This window comes from Nonomuraea sp. GTA35, from assembly GCF_041950525.1.
In the GTDB taxonomy this organism is placed as follows: domain Bacteria; phylum Actinomycetota; class Actinomycetes; order Streptosporangiales; family Streptosporangiaceae; genus Nonomuraea.
In genome coordinates, this window is record NZ_JBGNUV010000005.1 from 30,240 (window position 1) to 49,619 (window position 19,380).

Annotated in this window: 16 protein-coding genes; 10 read left to right on the forward strand and 6 right to left on the reverse strand. The window is 71.5% G+C overall.

The annotated features are described in order from the left end of the window. Positions 1–29 precede the first annotated feature (29 nt). The 5 genes from ACBJ32_RS23395 (at position 30) to ACBJ32_RS23415 (ending at position 6,113) form a co-directional block, all read left to right on the forward strand. A complete protein-coding gene (locus tag ACBJ32_RS23395) occupies positions 30–998 on the forward strand; it encodes an aliphatic sulfonate ABC transporter substrate-binding protein (protein ID WP_375128492.1) in 969 nt (322 codons plus the stop codon). Next, on the forward strand, positions 995–2,461 hold the full coding sequence (locus ACBJ32_RS23400) for a sulfatase-like hydrolase/transferase (RefSeq protein ID WP_375128493.1): 1,467 nt from the start codon (positions 995–997) through the stop codon (positions 2,459–2,461). The genes ACBJ32_RS23395 and ACBJ32_RS23400 overlap by 4 nt, the downstream gene beginning before the upstream one ends. A gap of 201 nt (positions 2,462–2,662) precedes the next feature. Continuing rightward, entirely contained in the window at positions 2,663–3,526 is an 864-nt protein-coding gene (locus ACBJ32_RS23405) for a hypothetical protein (RefSeq protein ID WP_375128494.1), read from the forward strand. Further along, the gene (locus ACBJ32_RS23410; RefSeq protein ID WP_375128495.1) at positions 3,493–3,822 is read left to right on the forward strand and encodes a hypothetical protein; all 330 of its coding nucleotides are present in this window, start codon (positions 3,493–3,495) and stop codon (positions 3,820–3,822) included. The genes ACBJ32_RS23405 and ACBJ32_RS23410 overlap by 34 nt, the downstream gene beginning before the upstream one ends. A 305-nt stretch (positions 3,823–4,127) precedes the next feature. Next, positions 4,128–6,113, forward strand: a complete 1,986-nt coding sequence (locus ACBJ32_RS23415; RefSeq protein ID WP_375128496.1) for a glycosyl hydrolase family 28-related protein — start codon at positions 4,128–4,130, stop codon at positions 6,111–6,113. A gap of 47 nt (positions 6,114–6,160) precedes the next feature. Here ACBJ32_RS23415 and ACBJ32_RS23420 read toward each other — a convergent pair whose 3' ends face one another. The 4 genes from ACBJ32_RS23420 to ACBJ32_RS23435 all read right to left on the reverse strand — a co-directional run bounded on the left by ACBJ32_RS23420 (position 6,161) and on the right by ACBJ32_RS23435 (position 10,187). Then, positions 6,161–7,045, reverse strand: coding sequence for a LysR family transcriptional regulator (locus ACBJ32_RS23420; RefSeq protein ID WP_375128497.1), 885 nt, complete (start codon positions 7,043–7,045; stop codon positions 6,161–6,163). A 175-nt stretch (positions 7,046–7,220) separates the two neighbouring features. Further along, on the reverse strand, positions 7,221–8,087 hold the full coding sequence (locus tag ACBJ32_RS23425) for a fumarylacetoacetate hydrolase family protein (protein WP_375128498.1): 867 nt from the start codon (positions 8,085–8,087) through the stop codon (positions 7,221–7,223). Positions 8,088–8,184: 97 nt separating this feature from the next. After that, on the reverse strand, positions 8,185–9,774 hold the full coding sequence (locus ACBJ32_RS23430; protein WP_375128499.1) for a multicopper oxidase family protein: 1,590 nt from the start codon (positions 9,772–9,774) through the stop codon (positions 8,185–8,187). Then, the gene (locus ACBJ32_RS23435) at positions 9,771–10,187 is read right to left on the reverse strand and encodes a hypothetical protein (RefSeq protein ID WP_357871243.1); all 417 of its coding nucleotides are present in this window, start codon (positions 10,185–10,187) and stop codon (positions 9,771–9,773) included. The genes ACBJ32_RS23430 and ACBJ32_RS23435 overlap by 4 nt, the downstream gene beginning before the upstream one ends. Positions 10,188–10,339: 152 nt before the next feature. Between ACBJ32_RS23435 and ACBJ32_RS23440 the strand changes: the two genes are divergently transcribed. Then, entirely contained in the window at positions 10,340–11,488 is a 1,149-nt protein-coding gene (locus ACBJ32_RS23440) for a sensor histidine kinase (RefSeq protein WP_375128500.1), read from the forward strand. Beyond that, entirely contained in the window at positions 11,485–12,162 is a 678-nt protein-coding gene (locus ACBJ32_RS23445; RefSeq protein ID WP_375128501.1) for a response regulator, read from the forward strand. Before ACBJ32_RS23440 ends, ACBJ32_RS23445 begins: the two co-directional genes overlap by 4 nt. 695 nt (positions 12,163–12,857) lie before the next feature. Here the strand turns inward: ACBJ32_RS23445 and ACBJ32_RS23450 are convergent. Continuing rightward, a complete protein-coding gene (locus ACBJ32_RS23450) occupies positions 12,858–14,051 on the reverse strand; it encodes an Ig-like domain-containing protein (protein ID WP_375128502.1) in 1,194 nt (397 codons plus the stop codon). Positions 14,052–14,215: 164 nt separating this feature from the next. Here ACBJ32_RS23450 and ACBJ32_RS23455 point away from each other — a divergent pair, with 164 nt between their 5' ends. The 3 genes from ACBJ32_RS23455 (at position 14,216) to ACBJ32_RS23465 (ending at position 17,975) form a co-directional block, all read left to right on the forward strand. After that, positions 14,216–14,869, forward strand: coding sequence for a hypothetical protein (locus ACBJ32_RS23455; RefSeq protein WP_357871235.1), 654 nt, complete (start codon positions 14,216–14,218; stop codon positions 14,867–14,869). An 86-nt stretch (positions 14,870–14,955) separates the two neighbouring features. After that, positions 14,956–16,395: a cytochrome bc complex cytochrome b subunit gene (locus ACBJ32_RS23460; RefSeq protein WP_375128503.1), complete on the forward strand. Its 1,440-nt coding sequence runs from the start codon at positions 14,956–14,958 to the stop codon at positions 16,393–16,395. 68 nt (positions 16,396–16,463) lie between these two features. Next, positions 16,464–17,975, forward strand: a complete 1,512-nt coding sequence (locus tag ACBJ32_RS23465) for a cytochrome bc complex cytochrome b subunit (RefSeq protein WP_375128504.1) — start codon at positions 16,464–16,466, stop codon at positions 17,973–17,975. 84 nt (positions 17,976–18,059) lie between these two features. Here the strand turns inward: ACBJ32_RS23465 and ACBJ32_RS23470 are convergent, their stop codons facing one another. Further along, positions 18,060–19,373: an MFS transporter gene (locus tag ACBJ32_RS23470; RefSeq protein WP_375128505.1), complete on the reverse strand. Its 1,314-nt coding sequence runs from the start codon at positions 19,371–19,373 to the stop codon at positions 18,060–18,062. Positions 19,374–19,380 lie beyond the last annotated feature (7 nt).

Below are 19,380 nucleotides of genomic sequence, written 5' to 3' on the forward strand. Positions count from 1 at the left end.
ACCCTCCCCCCAGAAAGGACTGATCCGCCATGCGTTCTCTTCGCCGCGCCCTGACGGCCGCCACGGCGGTGAGCCTGCTCGCACTCTCCGTGACCGCCTGCTCCGACGACGGTTCCACGGTCCGGTTCGGCTACATCAGCGACTACAACGGCGCCAGCCTGCTGGCGATCGCCCAGCAGCAGGGCCTGTGGGAGAAGCAGGGGCTCACTCCCGAGATCAAGGTCTTCACCAACGGCCCCCTCCAGATCCAGGCGCTCGGCGCGGGCGACCTCGACTTCGGCTACATCGGGCCGGGCGCCATGTGGCTGCCCGCCACCGGCAAGGCCAAGGTCGTCGCGATCAACACGCTCGCGTACGCCGACCGCGTCATCGGCCGGCCGGGCGTCAAGTCCATCGCGGACCTCAGGGGCAAGAAGGTCGGCGTGCCCGAGGGCACGTCCGGCGACATGGTGCTCAACCTGGCCCTGCAGAAGGCCGGCATGACGGTCAAGGACATCCAGAAGGTGCCCATGGACCCGGCCACGGTCGTCTCGGCCTTCGTCGCCGGGCAGATCGACGGGGCCGGCATCTGGTACCCGCTGATCGACAACATCAAGCAGAAGGTGCCGGACATGGTCGAGCTGGCCAGCACCAAGGAGTGGCCGGACAGCTCGTTCCCGACCGCCTTCGTGGGCGGCACGCAGGTGAACGAGGAGCTCACCAACAAGGTGATCAAGGTGCTGCAGGAGGCCAACGACTGGCGGGCCGCGCACTACGAGGAGTCGATCACGCAGGCGGCGTCGCTGCTCAAGCTGGACGCGGCCAAGGTCAAGGCCGACGCGGCGAACGTCACCGTGATGACGACGCAGGACCTGGTCAACAAGACCAAGGACGGCACCGTGGCCAAGTGGCTCAACAGCCTGGGCGACTTCTTCGTCAGCACCGGCAAGCTCAAGTCCCGGCCGGAGCCCGCGACGTACTACACCGGCGATCTCTACACGAAGGCCTTCACCAAGTGAACCTGCTGTTCCTGATGACCGACCAGCACCGCGTCGACACCCTGGGCTGCTACGGCAACCCGCACGTGGCCACGCCCCACCTGGACAGGCTGGCCGCCACCGGCACGCGGTTCGACCGGTTCTACACGCCAACGGCCATCTGCACGCCCGCGCGGGCCAGCCTGCTCACCGGGCAGGCCCCGTTCAGGCACCGGCTGCTGGCGAACTACGAGCGTAACGTCGGCTACCTGGAGGATCTGCGGGAGGACGCGTTCACCTTCCCCGAGGCGCTGAAGGAGCGCGGCTACAACCTCGGGCTGATCGGCAAGTGGCACGGCGGCACCAGCCGCAACGCCGCCTCCTACGGCTTCGACGGCCCCGACCTGCCCGGCTGGCACAACCCGGTCGACCACCCCGACTACCTGGCGTACCTGGAGGAGCGGGGGCTGCCGCCGTACCGGATCTCGGACCTGATCCGGGGCACCACGCCGAACGGCAACCAGGGCAACCTCCTGGCCGCGCGGCTGCACCAGCCGATGGAGGCCACGTTCGAGCACTACCTGGCGGACCGGGCGATCGAGCACATGGAGCGGTACGCGGCGGAGGGCAAGCCGTTCTTCCTGGCCACCCACTTCTTCGGGCCGCACCTGCCGTACCTGCTGCCGGACGAGTACTTCGACATGTACGACCCGAGCCTGGTCGAGCTGCCGCCGTCGATCGCGGAGACCTTCGAGGGCAAGCCGCCGGTGCAGCGCAACTACAGCGAGCACTGGACGTTCGACACGATCCCGATCGAGGTCACGCGCAAGCTGATCGCGGTCTACTGGGGTTACGTCACGCTGATCGACCAGCAGATCGGCCGCATCCTCGACCGCATGGACGAGCTGGGCCTGTCGGAGCAGACGTCGGTGTTCTTCACCTCCGACCACGGCGAGTTCACCGGCGCCCACCGGCTGCACGACAAGGGCCCGGCGATGTACGAGGACATCTACCGCATCTGCGGCATCGTCCGGATCCCCGGCGCGCCACCGCAGGTCAGGAACGAGTTCGTGACGCTCACCGACTGCACGGCGACGATCCTGGAGCTGGCGGGCTGCGACCCGAAGCCGGCGGTGGACAGCCGCAGCCTGGTGCCGCTGGTGCGCGGCGAGCACCCCGAATGGCCGGGCGAGCTGCTCGCGGAGTTCCACGGCCACCACTTCCCCTACCCGCAGCGCATGATCCGCGACGACCGCTACAAGCTGGTCGTCAACCCGGAGTCGGTCAACGAGCTGTACGACCTGCACGCCGACCCGCACGAGCTGAGCAACCGGTACACCCATCCGGAGATGGCGCCCGTCCGGCGCCGCCTGATGCGCAGGCTGTACGACCTGCTGCGCGAGCGCGGCGACAACTTCTACCACTGGATGACCCCGATGTACGACATCGGCGCCCTCGACTACGACCCCACCCTGAGCTCCTTCGAGAAGGAAGGCACTGGATGAGGAGACCCCGCGGCGGTGAGGACATGGTGACCTGGGAGTACACCGGCGAGGTGTTCACCGTGGAGACCAGGCCCGCCTGACACGGGGACCCGGCTCCCGGTGGCTGCTGGGCCATCGGGGGCGATTCCCGTTCTGCGAAACGTGTCCCCTCCGGTACGTCGAGTGTGCTTGACTCCCGCCTGGCGACCTCTGGGAGGGTTCATGGGGGAGTTGGTGGGGATCGACCCCCGCGGCGCGCATGACCTGATCCGCCGGATGGAGACGGTGAAGGCGTTCCTGGGCAGGACGCGGCCCGGGCTCGACGCGGCGATCGCCGAGGCGGGCCAGGACTGGGCCGGCCGCCAGGGCAGCGCGGCCCTGCACCGCGCCTGGGCGTTCCTCCACGAGTCCCAGCATGACCTGAAGTGGCGCATCGACACCGTCGAGCAGCTCGTGCCGGTGCGCGAGCGCGGCATGCTCACGGCGACCTTCCCGTTCGGCGCGGAGTCCGAGGCCCGGCGCGAGGCCGAGCAGGCGGCCGCCGCCATCCGCGCGGCCCTCGACGACCCGGCGGCGGTGGAGCGGGCGGTCTCGGCCGCCGCAGGCAGCGCCGGCGACCCGGCCTACGCGGCGGCGCTGCTGACGGCCCTGGGCCCCCAGACCTTCACCCGGCTCCTGGACGGCAGCCGGAAGGAGGTCCTGGCCAGGGCCTTCGCCAGCGCCGAGCGCACCGGGCGGCTCGGCGAGGAGTGGCACGACCTGGCGCGGACGGCGCCGCCGGAGGCCCTCACCGCGCTGGTCTCGCTCGCCGGGCAGTCCGGCACGTTCCTCGGCCAGGTCGCGCTCACCCTGCTCGACCGTCCGGAGCCGGGCCGGGACCTGCACGGCCTCGTCGTGGCCTACGCCGGCAACCCGCTGGCGTTCCAGCAGTTCCTGGCCGAGCATCCGCGCGAGACCGGGATCCTGCTGGCCACCGGCGACCCCGCGCTGCGGGCCGCGCTGGACGAGGCGCTCAAGCCCGGCGCCGGCGCCGACGGGCTGCGGGAGCGGGCGTGGGCGAACGTCCGGAGCCTCGGCGGCGGCTGACGATGCCGACCAAGGACCAGCTGCTCCGCGAGGCCGCCGACAAGGAGGCGCTGGCCGTCACCTTCCTGCGCTACGCCAGGACGCTGCCGGAGGCGTTGGAGGGCATCCCGGCACGGCCGGGCGACTGCGAGCCGTTCTGGCGCGGGCCGGCCGCGCAGCGGTTCGTCACCCAGGTCCTCAGGCTGCGCCGGGAGCTGGACGACCTGGAGGACGACTGCCTGGCCACCGCGGAGAGCCTGCGCCGCCGCGCCAGGCGGCTGCGCGAGCAGGCCGCCCAGGCCGCCGACCCCGCCTGAGGGGTCAGTGCGGCCGGGCGCATCGTGGCGTCCAGCACCGCCGAGTGGATCGGCCGGGTCGCCGTTCCGCGGCGCGGCCGTGTCGCCGTTCCGCGACGGGACGATGTCGCCGTTCCGCGGCGAGGCGGGGTTCGACGTGCATCCGTGCGACGGGCTGCCGCTGTCGTTCGTCGCCGCAAACAACGCAAGCCTCTTGCGTTCTCTACGCAAGAATTTGAGGTACCACTGAAAGTAGTTCACAGGGCCTTGTGGAGCGGTGTGCGGGCGGCCTAAATTCGCCTCACCCCCGAGAGAATCGAGCTCGCATGCCCCGCCCCACCCTCACCGCGGCGCTCCTCGCCGCCGCGCTGGCCTGCGGCCTGCCGGCCCCGCCCGCCTCAGCCGACTCCGCCGCGCCTGTCGTGACCAGGGCGGCCCTGGATCCGGCGCTGGTCGCGGGCCGGGGCGCCACCGTGGCCTTCGCCGAGCAGGAGGCGGAGAACGCCGTGACGTCCGGCACGATCATCGGGCCGGACCGCACCGCGTACACGCTGCCCGCCGAAGCGTCGGGGCGCAGGGCGGTGCGGCTGGCGCTGGGGCAGCACGTCGAATTCACGCTGCCGGCCCGGGCGAACGCGATCACCGTGCGCTACAGCATCCCCGACGCGCCCGGCGGAGGCGGCATCACCGCGCCGCTCGACGTCACCGTCAACGGCGGGCGCCGCACCACGATGACGCTGACGTCGCAGTACGCCTGGCTGTACAACCAGTACCCGTTCTCCAACGACCCCGGCGTCGGCCTGCTGCACCCCGACTGGTGGATCACCGAGTGCGCCTGCGTGCCCAGCGCGACCACGCCCCCGCCGGTGATCGCCAAGCCGTTCCGGCCGAACCACTTCTACGACGAGCAGCGCCTGCTCCTCGGCCGCACGTACCGGGCGGGCGACCGGGTGCGGCTGACCGTCCCGGCGGGCAGCAGGGCCGAGTGGACGGTCATCGACCTGCTCGACTCCGAGCTCGTCGGCCCGCCCAAGGTCGAGCTGCGGGCGGCCAACGTGCTGGCGTTCGGCGCGGACCCGACCGGGCGGCGCGACTCGGCCGGGGCGATCGACCAGGCCATCGCCTACGCCAAGCGCAAGCGGCTGAAGGTGTACCTCCCGCCGGGGACGTACCAGGTGAACCGGCACATCGTCGTGGACGACGTGACGATCACCGGCGCGGGCAACTGGTACACGATCGTCAAGGGCCGCGAGGTCGCCCTGCCGGGCCCGGCGCCGGACGGCTCCGTGCACACGGGCGTCGGCTTCTACGGCAGGCCCGCCGCGGAGGGCGGCAGCCGCAACGTGCACCTGTCGGACTTCGCGATCGAGGGCGACGTACGCGAGCGCATCGACACCGACCAGGTCAACGGCGTCGGCGGCGCGATGAGCGACTCGACCATCGACGGCCTGCACATCCGGCACACCAAGGTCGGCATGTGGTTCGACGGCCCGATGACGAACCTGCGGATCACGAACAACATCATCGTCGACCAGATCGCCGACGCCATCAACTTCCACACCGGCGTCTCCGGCTCGCTCGTGGCGAACAACTTCATCCGCAACACCGGTGACGACGCCCTGGCCATGTGGTCGGAGAAGAGCGCCAACACGGGCAACACGATCGACCACAACACCGTGCAGACGCCCGTGCTGGCCAACGGCATCGCCGTCTACGGCGGCGCCGACAACACGATCTCCAACAACCTGGTCGCCGACCCGATCAGGGAGGGCAGCGCGCTGCAGGTCGGCTCCCGCTTCGGCGCCGAACCGTTCGCGGGGCGGCTGGACATCACCGGCAACACCACCGTGCGGTCCGGCACGTACGAGCTGAACTGGAACATCGGGCTGGGCGCCATCTGGTTCTACGCGCTGGAGCGCGACATCTCCGCCGACATCCGGGTGACCGGCAACGACTTCCTCGACAACACCTACAACGCGATCATGCTGGTCAGCGAGTGGTCGGTGAAGGATCTGTACGCGATCACCGGCGTGCGCTTCAAGGACATCCGGGTGGACGGCACCGGCACGTCGGTGGTCAGCGCCCGGGTGAAGGGCTCGGCCACCTTCGAGAACGTCGACGCCAGGAACGTGGGCGCGGTCGGCGTCAACAACTGCGGCTCGTTCGGCTTCCCCGCCACCGGCTCGGAGTTCTCGCTCGCGGACCACGGCGGCAACGACGGCGGCTGGCTGGCCCCCTGGCTCCTGCCCAACGCCATCACCTGCGACGACCGCCCACCGGTCGTCCCGCCCCCGGCCCCGTCCCCCTGGTGAACCGGCCGCGCCGCGCCGCGCCGGCGAGGCGGGGCGCGGCGGGGCCGTCAGGGGGCGGGGAACAGGTCGCGGAAGTTGCGCACGACCGGGTTCGGGTCGCCGGTGCGCCAGGTCAGGTCCAGCGTGACGACCCTGGTCGCCGGCGACAGCGGCCGGAACACCACGTCACCCCGCCGCAACCGGGCCACCGACTCCGGCACGATCGACACCCCGATCCCCGCCGCCACCAACCCCACGATCGTCTGCATCTGCACGGCCTCCTGCACGATCACGGGCTCGAACCCGGCCGTCCTGGCCACGGCCGTGATCTGGTCGTACAGCGCGCTCCCGTACCGCCGGGGGAACATCACGAACGGCTCCCCCGCCAGCGCCGACACCGGGAGCGGCGCGCGGGCGGCGAGGGGGTGCCCGCTGGGCACGGCGGCCAGCAGCAGCTCCCGCGCCACCGTGCGGGTGGACAGCACCTCGGCGGCGGGCCCGGCCAGCGGCGCGTGCAGGAGCCCCACGTCGAGCAGGCCCTGCCGCAGCTCCTCCGCCTGCTGCGCGGTGGTCAGCTCGCGCAGCTCGACCTGGACGCCCGGGTAGCGGGCGCGGAAGCGGCGCAGTACGCGCGGCAGCGTGAGGTTCGTGGCCGACCCGACGAACCCGATCGCCAGCCGCCCCGCCTCTCCCCTGCCCGCCCGCCTGGCCGCCTCGGCCGCCAGCTCGGCGTGCGCCAGGCTGGTACGCGCCTGCGCGACGAACGCCTCGCCCGCCGCGGTGAGCCGCACCTGCCTGGTGGTGCGCTCGAACAGGCGCACGCCGAGCTCCTCCTCCAGCTTGCCGATCTGCTGGCTGAACGGCGGCTGCCGGACGCCCTCGCGCAGGGCGGCCCGGCCGAAGCTGAGCTCCTCGGCCAGCGCCACGGCGTAGCGGAGCTGCTGGAGGTTCATACGCCTTGTATATCAATGGCGGCCGGCTCATCTCTCGAAGCCGGGTAATGGCGGTGGCCGGCCAAGGTGGGGCGCCGGCCTCGCCCGTCTCACTCGTGACGTGGGCCGGGGTCGTCGCCTGCGGCCGCCTGATCCCTGCACCTGACACCGCCACGCGGCTTCCTGGCCCGGCCGGTCAGCCCAGGTCGGGCACGCCCCTGACCACCGTGGTCGACAGCGTGCCGATCTCGCCGATGCCGATCGTGACCGTGTCGCCGTCGTGCAGCGTGAACGGCAGGTCAGGCACCAGGCACGTGCCGGTGGCCAGCACGGCACCGTCGGGGAAGACGTCGGCGCGATAGAGGTAGCCGGCCAGGTCGTCCAGCCGCCGGTTGAGCTGGGAGGTGCTGGCCTTGCCCGCCCACACGGTCTCGCCCGCCCTGGCGATGCTGAGCGAGATGTCCAGCGCGTACGGGTCGGCGACCTCCCACGCGGGCCTGATCGCCGGGCCGACCGCGCAACCGCCCAGGTAGATCTTGGCCTGCGGCAGGTAGAGCGGGTTGACGCCCTCGATGGTGCGCGAGCTGACGTCGTCCACGACCGTGTAGCCGACGATCTCGCCCGACGCGTTCAGCACCAGGCCGAGCTCCGGCTCGGGCACGTCGATCTCGGAGTCCTCGCGGACGGCGATGCGCCCGCCGTGCCCGGCGACCTTCCACGCCACCGACTTGAAGAACAGCTCGGGCCGCTCGGCCTCGTACACCAGCTCGTACACGTCGGCGGCCCGCTCGCTCTCCAGCACCCGCGCCTCCCGCGAGCGCCGGTACGTCACGCCGGCCGCCCACACCTCCATGCGCCCGTCCACCGGAGGCAGCAGCGGCACGGAGCCGGACGGGTGCCGGGTCCCGTCCGCCGACGCGCAGCGCTCCCGCAGCTCATCGGACGACAGGCGGAGCAGCTCTCCCACACTGGTGATCCCCGCCAGCTCCACCACCTGCTCACCGTCGTCCACACCCACCGCGTCGGCGCTGGTCAGAGGGCTGGTGAACCGTACGATCTGCATGCCTGCTCCTAGCTCCATCAGACGAGGGGGCACTTGTCATCCGATGAATGTCCCCTATGGGATCAACTTAGTAGTTCGCCGGGGTGAGCGGGAGGGCTCAGACGACCTCGAAATCGGCCATCATCGCCATGTCCTCGTGTTCGAGGTTGTGGCAGTGGAGCATGTAGCGGCCCCGGTAGCCGTCGAAGCGGGCCAGCACGTCCACGACCTCGTACGGGCGCACGTCCACGGTGTCCTTCCAGCCCGCGTCCGTGGCGGCCGGTTGCCTGCCGTTCCTGGCCAGCACCTGGAAGTGGGCCAGGTGCACGTGCACGGGGTGGTGGAAGTCGCTGGTCAGCCGCCAGATCTCGGCGGTGCCGAGCCGCGGGCGGGCCAGCGGCGCGCCGGGCCGGTAACGGTGGCCGTTGATGGTCCAGGAGTCGTTCGTCCTGCGGAAGTCGAACGTGCGGGTGGTGACCGGGCGTGGCCGTCCGGGCGGGCGGGACAGGGTGGCGGGTACGGCGGTGTCGTCGGGCGCCTTGCGGGTGACGACGAAGCGCATGACGTTGCCTGCCGGGCCGTCGGCGAGGGTGTTCAGCAGCGTGATCCTGCTGCCGGGCGGGTAGGCGGAGAAGTCCACGACGACGTCGTACCGCTCGCCGGGGGCCATGGTGATCGTGTCGTGCACGACGGGCCCGGCCAGCAGGCCCGCGTCGCTGCCGATCTGCGTGAACCGGCCGCCGGGGGAGAGCCGGAGCCGGTACCTGCGGGCGTTGGAGGCGTTCACCAGGTGCAGCCGGTGCCGCGTGGCCGTCACCTCGGCCACCGGCCAGGGCGCGCCGTTGACCAGGATCACGTCGCCCTCGACGCCTTCCATGTAGTCGGCGGCGAGCGCGTACGTGCCGCCGGCCGGCCCGTGCGCGCCTCCACCGTGCCCTGCCGCGCCCCCGCCGTGCCCCGTCGGGCCTCCGCCGTGCCCGTCCGCGTGGTGTGCGGCGTGCGGGTAGCGGAAGGAGCCGTCCTCCTCGAACGCCCGGTCGCAGATCATCAGCGGCAGCTCCCGCTCGCCCCTGGGCAGCGGCAGCGCGTCCTCCTCCTCGTCCCGGACCAGCACCATCCCGGCCAGCCCGCGCCACACCTGCGGCGCGGTGAAGTCCATCCGGTGGTCGTGGTACCAGAGCGTGGCGGCCCGCTGCTCCACCGGGTAGCGGTAGTCCCTGACGACCTGGTGGTGGACCTCGCCCGGGTGGGCGTGCGGGGAGGAGGGGTAGCCGGCGGGCACGACGAGGTCGGTCGGGTAGCCGTCCGACTCCGGCGGGGTGACGCCGCCGTGCAGGTGGGTGGAGGTGGGCACGGGCAGCTCGTTGCGCACGCCGAGCACGGCGGGGGTGCCACGCCGCAGCTCGAACGTGGGCCCGGGGAAGGTGCCGCCGTACCCCCACACCTCGGTACGCAGCCCGGGCAGGATCTCGGCGGCCGCCACCCGCTGCGTCACCTCGTACCGGCCGGGACTCACCGGCCGGGCCACCTCGGGGATCGGCAGCGGCACGGTGAACGGCTCGGGCAGCCGCGCCCTGCTGGCCAGCGACTCCCCCGCGCTCTCGCGCCCGCCGCCGCACCCGGCCACGGCCAGCCCGGCCCCGCCCAGCACGCCGAGGAACGCCCGCCGGGAGACCCCTCCGGACCCAGCAGGGCCAGCTGGAGTCATGCCGCACCCGCCACGCCCGCGCGGCGGAAGGCCAGCCACGTCCAGGCCGTGAAGACGGCCGACAGGCCGAAGATCGCCATCCCGAGCGGGAAGTGCCCCGCGATGATCCGGTACTGCCCCAGCACCACCTGCACCGTCTCCAGCGCCACCAGCACCGCACTGGCCAGCGCCGGCCACAGCGCTCCCCTGCCGGGCCGCCACAGCAGGACGGCCGCCAGGAGCTGCAGGTAGAGCAGGCTGTGGGTGACGCCGCCGTTGTTGCGGTGCCAGGTCAGCAGGTCGACGTCGCCGGTGACGAACAGCCCGGCCAGGGCGGCCTGCGCGAGCACGCCCGCCAGGTGCGCCGTCGCCGTCACCCGCAGCGACCAGGAGATCCAGCCGGGCGGCGCCGGTGCGGAGTTCGAGGAGGTCATGCCGGGAATGCTCCTCCGGCGGGCCTCCTGGCCACATCCCACGCCGGACGGCACCACGCCGTACTCCCGGGGGCGTACGCGGCACGTTCGGAGCCGGAAACGTACGCCCCGGGGATGACGTGTCCCCGAAGGACGATCGCTACCTTGTGGGCATGGACAGCCGCAGAACGGACCCGCTCGTCGCGCTGGGCAGCCTGGTGACGATCGTGCCGGCCACGTACGCGAACCTGTCGTGGACGGGCCCCTACGAGCGGCCGCTCGACCCGGCGGGGCTGATACTGATCACGATCGCGGCCCTGTCCCTGGCCTTCCGGCGCACCGCTCCGCTGGCCGCCGGGATCGTCGCGGCGGCCTGCGGCGTCGTGTACTACGCCGCCCACTACCCGGGCGTGTTCGCCGCCGCGCCGGCGCTGGCCGCGATCTACACCCTGGCCGTGCTGGGCCGGCGCGCGGATGCGATCTGGCTGGCGATCGGGTTGGCCGTGCCGGTGTACGGGCTGATGGCGCTGTCGTCCGACGACCCGGCGGCGGGCAACTGGATGACGCTGCTGAGCGGCTGGCTGGTGGCCATGGTGGTGATCGGCGAGATGACCAGGAGCCGGCGCGCGTACCTGCACGCGGTGGAGCAGCGCGCGGAGGCCGTGGAGCAGCGGGCGCGGGAGGCCGAGCGCACCCGGGAGGAGGCCGCGCTGCGGCGGGCGGGCGAGGAGCGGCTGTGGATCGCCCAGGAGCTGCACGACTCGCTCACCCACAGCATCTCCGTGGTCAACGTGCAGGCGGCGCTGGCCATGGAGCTGCTGGACAGGAAGCCGGAGCGGGTCAGGGAGGCGCTGGCCGCGATCAAGGAGTCGGGGCACGAGGCGATGAACGAGCTGCGCGCCACCCTGGGCGTGCTGCGGCAGGGCGAGCCGGAGGGGGCCGAGGCGGGGCTGTCGGGGCTGCCGCGCCTGGTGTCCAGGGCGGAGGGGGCGGGCCTTCGGGTGGCGCACACGGTCTCGGGCGAGCCGTACGCGCTGTCGCCCGAGACGGACAGGGCCGCGTACCGGATCGCCCAGGAGGCGCTCACCAACGTGCTGCGGCACGCGGGCGCGGCGGCGGTCACGGTGGCCGTCGAATACGATCCCTCGAAGGTCGTGCTGCGGGTGGAGAACGACGGCGAGCCGGGCACGCCCGGGCCGGGGATGGGGTTGATCGGGATGCGCGAGCGCGCGGTCGCCGTCGGCGGCTCCCTCACGGCGGGCCCCGGGGAGCGCGGCGGCTTCACGGTACGCGCGGAGCTCCCGGCCGGAGCGGTGGCATGACACCGCAACCCGTCAGGGTGCTGCTGGCCGACGACCAGCCGCTGATCCGCGCCGGTTTCAGGGCCCTGCTGGAGCTCACCGACGACATCACCGTCGTGGGCGAGGCCGGTGACGGCGCGCAGGCCGTGGAGCTGGCCAAGCGGCTGCTGCCCGACGTGGCGCTGCTGGACGTGCGCATGCCGCTGCTCGACGGCATCCAGGCCACCCGCAGGATCGGTGCCACCCCCGAGCTGAACGGCGTGCGCGTGGTGATCCTCACCAACTACGCCCTCGACGAGTACGTCTTCGCCGCGCTCAGGGCCGGCGCCAGCGGCTTCCTGCTCAAGGACATCGAGCCGGGCGACCTGCTGCAGTCGGTCAGGGTGGCGGCGCGCGGCGACGCGCTGCTGTCGCCCTCGGTGACGCGCCGCCTGATCGAGGAGTACGTCAGCACCCCGCCGCGGCCGGCCCCCGTCCCCGGGCAGGACCGGCTGACGGTCCGCGAGCGCGAGATCGTCACCCTGGTCGCCAGGGGCCTGTCGAACGAGGAGATCGCCGAGCACCTGGTGATCAGCGCCGCCACGGCCAAGACCCACGTGAGCAGGTCGATGATCAAGCTGGGCGTGCGCGACCGGGCCCAGCTCGTGGTCTTCGCGTACGAGTCGGGCCTCGTCGTCCCCGGCACCGCCCCCTAGATGGCCAGCAGGAACTCGTAGGCGTTCAGCACCCACACCAGCAACCACAGGGCGATGGCCGGGAGCCGGTGCAGCCCCCGCCAGGCTTCTTCAGCAGGCACCCGTTATCACGTCACCTTCCCCTGTGCCCGGGACCGCCGCCCACGCGCCCATCCGGCGAGCACAAAGCTTTTCTCCGAATTCACCCCTCCAACGGACCCGGTTTATATGCTCAATTGAACGGGACGGCGCTCCTGTTTCCCCCATGGTAAATCGCCCGGGCCGCAAAGGGAGCATTCATGGACAAAGGATTCCCTCTCCTCAGCTCCGGGCTCCACCGGGGCGAGGCGGCCGCCCGGCCCGGCCACGCCATCGTCACCTGACCCCCGACCCCCTCGGCCTCGGCCGCTGCCGGCCGCACGGATCGTCGATCTCCCGGAGCCGGTCAAGCTGTTCCCCGGCCCGCGTCACGTCCTCGCCATTCCGGCGGTCGCCAGGAGCGCGGTCGAACCATGACATCGCCATGAAATATCCGGAATTCGGATTGGACGCCGCCAAAGTGCTGGGAAATCGGCGATGAATGCCCGGACACAATGCTCCGGCTCCCGCTGAACCTCATGCCCGTCCGCCCCGGCGGACTTCCGATGGCCGCGCGGGCCGAGCCGCGGCAGGCGACCACCGGCCCGGCGGCGCGCACCAGCCGGACACCCGTCCGTTCACCCGTTCACGGGCTTGCCGAGCGCGCTGCCGGCCAGCCAGTCCTCCCACGACTTGGCCCACGGCGTCGGCCCGTTGCCGAACTGCAGCTTCCTCGACGTCCCGGTGACCTCGATGATGTCCCCGCGCTGGGTGAACTCGTAGAACCACTTGGCGTTGGCCGGGCTGGCGTTCACGCAGCCGTGGCTGACGTTGGAGCTGCCCTGCGCGCCGGTCGACCAGGGGGCGGCGTGGAAGAAGGTGCCGCTGTAGGTCATGCGCACGTTCCACTTGGTCTTGATGCGGTACTCGCCTGGCTCGCCGATCGTGGCGGAGTCCATGACGATGTCGGAGGCCTTCTCCTGGGCGATCATGACGCCCGAGTAGCTGTCGTCGCCGGGCTTGCCCAGGCTGACCGGGATGGTCCTGACGACCTCGCCGTTCTCGCGTACGACCGCCCGGTGGGTCCTGGCGCTGACCTTGGTGATGTGCTCGGGACCGACGGTGAAGGACAGGCTGCGGTCCTTCGTGCCCCACAGCCCGGGCCCCGCGCGCAGCCCCGCCAGGTGGGCCACGACCGTGACCCGCTCCCCCACCGGCCAGTACTCGCGCGGCCTGAACTGGACCTCGCGGTCGCTCACCCAGCTCCAGGCGCCCTCGACCGGTTGCGACATGCGCACCACCAGCGACCGCTCGATCGCGGCCCTGGCCTGCTGGGAGGTGATCGGCTGGGAGAGCAGGAGCTGGACGGGCATGCCGACGCCGACCTTCTCGCCGTCCAGGGGCGACATGCCGCTCTCCAGCACGCGTTTCGGCTTGAGCGTGGTGAAGGTGGAGGTGCCGGTCACCTGCTTGCCGTCCGTGCCCTTCGCCTCGGCGCTGACCGTGTACGCGGTGGACGGCTTCAACGGCCACCGGGGCCGCCACTGCCCGTCGGCGCCCACGGCGCCCTTCACGGCGCGGCCCTTGGCGTCGGCGACGGCCACCTTCGTGACCTGGCCATCGGTGACCTTGACGCTGACGCCGGTGTCGGGGGCGACCTTCTTCGTGCCGTCGCCGGGCGTGATCGACAGCTTGGCCACGGGCCCCTGCTCCTGCGACGGCTCACCGGGCGCCGCGCCGCCGCCACCACCCGGGGAGGTGCATCCGGCGGTCACGGCCAACGCCGCCGCGCAGATGGTGACGAGTGTCTTGATGGTCCGGCCGTTCCGCATCACTGATGCCTCCCGCGCCTGACAAATAGGCAATCATTCACAGTGGTCAGTTATCGGCGATCCGGCGGACTCCTTCCCGTATTGACCGAACCCATGCGAACACGGCGGCGCGGCGCGTTGCGATGATCTTGATCTGGCGTTCCGCCGCCCACAATCATGGGCCGGTGGACTACTACCTGATCTCCGCGACGGCGGGCGATCGATCGCCCGCAGGGCTCCTGGTGGAGGAGTTCGTCCTGTGCGACGACTACACGGCGGCCGGCATCGACGGCGCCGAGTGGGTGGCGGAGATCAGGGCCTGGTCCGCCTCGGCCGAGCTGAGCCGGGCCATCCGAGCCGACACCGCGCTGCGCTCGCGGGTGAAACCGGTGAGCAGGCAGGAGGCGGTCCGGGCCTTCAAGCTGCTCGGCGGCGGCGGGCTGCCGGAGGAGGCCGGGCTGCGCACGCTCTTCCAGGAGCGCCGCCCGCTGCCCACCACGGCCCCGCTCCACCTGGGCAACGGCTCCGCCAAGGCACGCCGCTACCGCATCCTGTTCGCCGGCGAGCTGGGCGAGACCGGGCTGGCGAACGCCAGCACGGCGCTGCGCCTGGAGCCCACCGGCGACTCGCGCGTGGTCGGCACGGCCTCCGCCAGCGCCGGCGGCCACGGCTTCAGCTGGGAGCTGCGCCGGATCGGCGCGGGCATCGCCTGGTGCGTGGACGTGACCGCGCGCCTGGGCTCCGGCCCGATCACGGCCCTCGGGGCGCTGCTGCACCACCACCGGCAGGCCGTGCGCGAGCAGGGCCCCATCCCCGTCACCGTGGAGCGCTTCGCCTGACGTTCCCCGGCCGGTGAGTGTCACGACTCGCCACCCCTGCCCGGTCCCTCTTGCGACGAGGCAACCGAGCCAGGTGCGGGGTGACGATGAAGGCGAGCTCACTGATCAGGGCGCTGGACGAGCGGGTCGGCGGCGCCCGGTTCCTGGACCGGGCGATGCGCAAGGCCTTCAACAACCACTGGTCGTTCCTGCTGGGCGAGATCGCCCTGTACGCGTTCGTGGTCGTGCTGGTCACCGGCGTCTTCCTGACGTTCTTCTTCAAGCCCGGCATGAAGGAGGTCGTCTACGACGGGGCGTACGTGCCGCTGCGCGGCGTCACGATGAGCGAGGCGTACGCCTCCTCCCTGGAGATCAGCTTCGACGTGCGCGGCGGCCTGCTGATGCGGCAGATGCACCACTGGTCCACGCTGATCTTCCTCGGCGGGATCGTGGTGCACCTGCTGCGCAACTTCTTCACCGGGTCCTTCCGCAAGCCGCGCGAGCTGAACTGGCTGATCGGCGTGGCCCTGTTCGGCCTGGTCATGCTCAACGGGCTGTTCGGCTACTCGCTGCCCGACGACCTGCTGTCCGGGGCCGGGCTGCGGATCCTGCACGGGGTGCTGGTCTCGGTGCCGCTGGTGGGGACGTACCTGGCGATGTTCCTGTTCGGCGGCGAGTTCCCCGGCCAGGACATCATCCCCCGGCTCTACAGCCTGCACGTGCTGCTCATCCCCGGCCTGCTGCTCCTGCTCATCCCGCTGCACGCGGTGGTGCTGACCTGGCGGCAGACGCACACGCAGTTCCGGGAGAAGGGGGTGCGCAACCACCAGGTGAGCGGGGCGCCGTTCTTCCCCGCGTTCATCGCGAAGACGGCGGCCTACCTGCTGTGGGTGGCGGGGGTGGTCGCGCTGCTGGCCACCGTCTTCCAGATCAACCCGATCTGGCTGTACGGGCCGTACGTGCCCAGCACGGTCAGCGCCGGCTCGCAGCCCGACTGGTACATGGGGTTCCTGGAGGGCGCGCTGCGGCTCATGCCGCCGTGGGAGTTCACCGTGTTCGGCCACACCGTGACCATGAGCGTGCTCATCCCCGCGCTGGTGGCGCCCGGGCTGCTGTTCACCGGGCTGGCGCTGTACCCGTTCGTGGAACGGTGGATCACCCGTGACCGGGCCGTGCACAACCTGCTCGACCGGCCGCGCGACGTGCCGAGGCGGACGGGGATCGGGATCGCGGGGATCGTCTACTACGGGGTGCTGTGGACGGCCGGCGGCAACGACGTGATCGCCGCCAACTTCCACATCTCGCTGTACGCGACGACGTGGATCTTCCGGGTCGCGCTGCTGCTGGGCCCGGTGGTGGCGTTCGAGGTCACCCGGCGGCTCTGCCTGGCCCTGCAGGCCCGCGACCGGCACCTGGTCGAGCACGGCGTGGAGACCGGCCTGATCGTGCGCGGGCCCGGCGGCGAGTACACCGAGGTCGAGCGGCCGCTGACGGAGGAGGAGAGGGCGGTGATCGCCGACCCCCTGCCGAAATCCGTCGGCCGATGAGTGTCACAATTCGCCACCCTGCGACGTCTTGGTTCTGACGAGACAACCGAGCCGTATGCGGGGTGGCAATGCAGGGCAGCTCACTGGCCAGGGCGCTGGACGACCGGGTCGGCGGCGCCGGGTTCCTGAAGAAGGCGATGCGGAAGATCTTTCCCGACCACTGGACGTTCCTGCTCGGGGAGATCGCCCTGTACGCCTTCGTGGTGATCCTTCTGACAGGCGTCTTCCTCACGCTCTTCTTCAAGCCGAGCATGCGGGAGGTCGTCTACGACGGGGCGTACGTTCCGCTGCGCGGCGTCATGATGAGCGAGGCGTACGCCTCGTCGCTGGAGATCACCTTCGAGGTGCGCGGTGGGCTGCTGATGCGGCAGATGCACCACTGGGCGACGCTGATCTTCCTGGCCGCCATCGTGGTGCACGCCCTGCGCAACTTCTTCACCGGCGCCTTCCGCAAGCCGCGCGACCTGAACTGGCTGATCGGCGTGCTGCTGTTCGTGCTGGTGATGTTCAACGGATTGTTCGGTTACTCGCTGCCGGACGACCTGCTGTCCGGGGCGGGGCTGCGGATCCTGCACGGCATCACGATCTCGATCCCGCTGGTGGGCACGTACCTGGCGATGTTCCTGTTCGGCGGCGAGTTCCCCGGCCAGGACGTCATCCCCCGGCTCTACAGCATCCACGTGCTGCTCATCCCCGGCATTCTGCTCCTGCTCATCCCGTTGCACGCGGTGGTGCTGACCTGGCGGCAGACGCACACGCAGTTCCGGGCCAAGGGGCTGAACGAGCGGGTGGTGCGCGGGGCGCCGTTCTTCCCGACGTTCCTGGCCAAGACGACGGTGTTCTTCCTGTGGGTGACCGGGGTGGTGGCGCTGCTGGCCACCCTGTTCCAGATCAACCCGATCTGGCTGTACGGGCCGTACGTGCCGGGTCACGTCAGCGCGGGCTCCCAGCCGGACTGGTACATGGGGTTCATGGAGGGCATGCTGCGGATCATGCCGCCGTGGGAGTTCACGGTGTTCGGCCAGACGGTGAGCATGAGCGTGGTGATCCCGGCGCTGGTGGCGCCCGGGCTGCTGTTCACCGGGCTGGCGGTGTACCCGTTCGTGGAACGGTGGGTGACGCGTGACCGGGCCGTGCACCACCTGCTCGACCGGCCGCGCGACGTGCCGGTGCGGGCCGGGCTCGGGGTGGCCGGGGTCGTGTACTACGGGGTGCTGTGGGCGGCCGGCGGCAACGACGTGATCGCCACCACCTTCCACATCTCGCTGTACGCGACGACGTGGATCTTCCGGGTCCTGGTCGTGGCGGGGCCGGTGCTGGGGTTCGTCGTCACGCGGCGGATCTGCCTGGGGTTGCAGGCCCGCGACCGGCACACGGTCGAGCACGGCGTGGAGACCGGGGTGATCGTGCGCGGGGCCGAGGGCGGCTACACCGAGGTGGAGCGGCCTGCCGACGAGGAGGAGACGGCGGTGCTGGTGCCCGCCGCGCGGGCCGAGCTGCCGCCGGCGGACTACGGCGACGTGCCGCCCCCGCCCAAGCGCCGGCTCCAGGACGCGTTGCAGCGTTCCTGGAACCGGTAGCCGGGAGCCGGGTAGCGCGGGGCGGCGTCCGGGCCTTTCGTGGGTGACCGTCCGCCCCGCGCGGCTGTCACCCCCGCGCGGGCGTCACCCCCGCGTGGCGGGAACGGTGGCGTCCACGCCGCGGTCCAGGCGCAGCCCCCGCGTCTCCCTGAACGACGTCAGCACCACGACCAGCGACACCACCGCGATCACGATCATGTAGAAGGCCGGCGCGATCGCGCTGCCCGACGCCGACACCAGCCCCGTCGCGACGAACGGCGCGGTGCCGCCGAACAGCACGTACGCGGCGGTGTAGCCGATGGCCGAGCCACTGGCCCGCACCTTGGCGGGGAACATCTCGACCAGCGCCGGCACGTTCGAGGTGCCGATCACCGACACCAGCATGGCCAGCAGCGACGTGCCCAGCATGGCCCCCGCCAGCCCCGACCCCATCAGCCAGAACGCGGGCAGCGGCAGCAGCACGAACCCGGCGCACGCCGCGATCAGCATGGGCCGCCGCCCGAACCGGTCGCTCGCCATGGCGGCGAAGACGCAGGCCACGCTGTACGCGAGCATCGACACGACGTTCGTGAGCTGCGACTCGCTCTTGGAGTAGCCCAGCTCCTCCGACATGTACGCGATCATGTAGCTGCTCATCAGGTAGTACCCGACGGCGTTGGTGATGCTGTAGCCGAACAGCGTCGCGATCTGCCGCCCGCAGCGCCGCACGGCCTCGCGCAGCGGCGCCGGCTCCACCTCGTCGTGCTGCTCCAGCGACCGGAACACGGGCGTGTCCTCGACCTTGGAACGCAGGTACAGCCCGATGAGCCCGAGCGGCGCCGCCAGCAGGAACGGGACGCGCCACCCCCAGCTCTGCAACGCCTCGGCCGTCAGCGTCGAGGTGATCAGGAAGCCGACGCCGGAGCCCGCCACGCTGGCCAGGCCCACGGTCACGGGCACGGCGGCGGCGAAGCGGGCCCTGCGGCCCTCGGGCGCGTACTCGACGATGAACGCCGACGCGCCCGTGTACTCGCCGCCGGTGGAGAAGCCCTGGGCGCAGCGCAGCAGGAACAGCAGGATCGGCGCGGCCATGCCCCAGGAGGCGTAGGTGGGCAGGATCCCGATGAGGAACGTGGCGCCGCTCATGGTGAGCACGGTCAGGGCCAGCATCCGGTTGCGGCCGAGGCGGTCGCCGTACCGGCCGAAGAAGGCCGCGCCGAGCGGCCTGGCGATGAAACCGCCCGCGAAGATCGCCCAGGTGGCGAGCAGCGCGGCCGTCTTGTCGTAGTCGGGGAAGAACAGCGCGGCGATGGTCGCGGACATCACGGCGTACGCCGCGGAGTCGAACCATTCGACGAAGTTGCCGATCGCGGAGGCCAGCGAGACCTTGCGCCGCACAGCGGAATCCTGGGGGGTCATGGGTGCT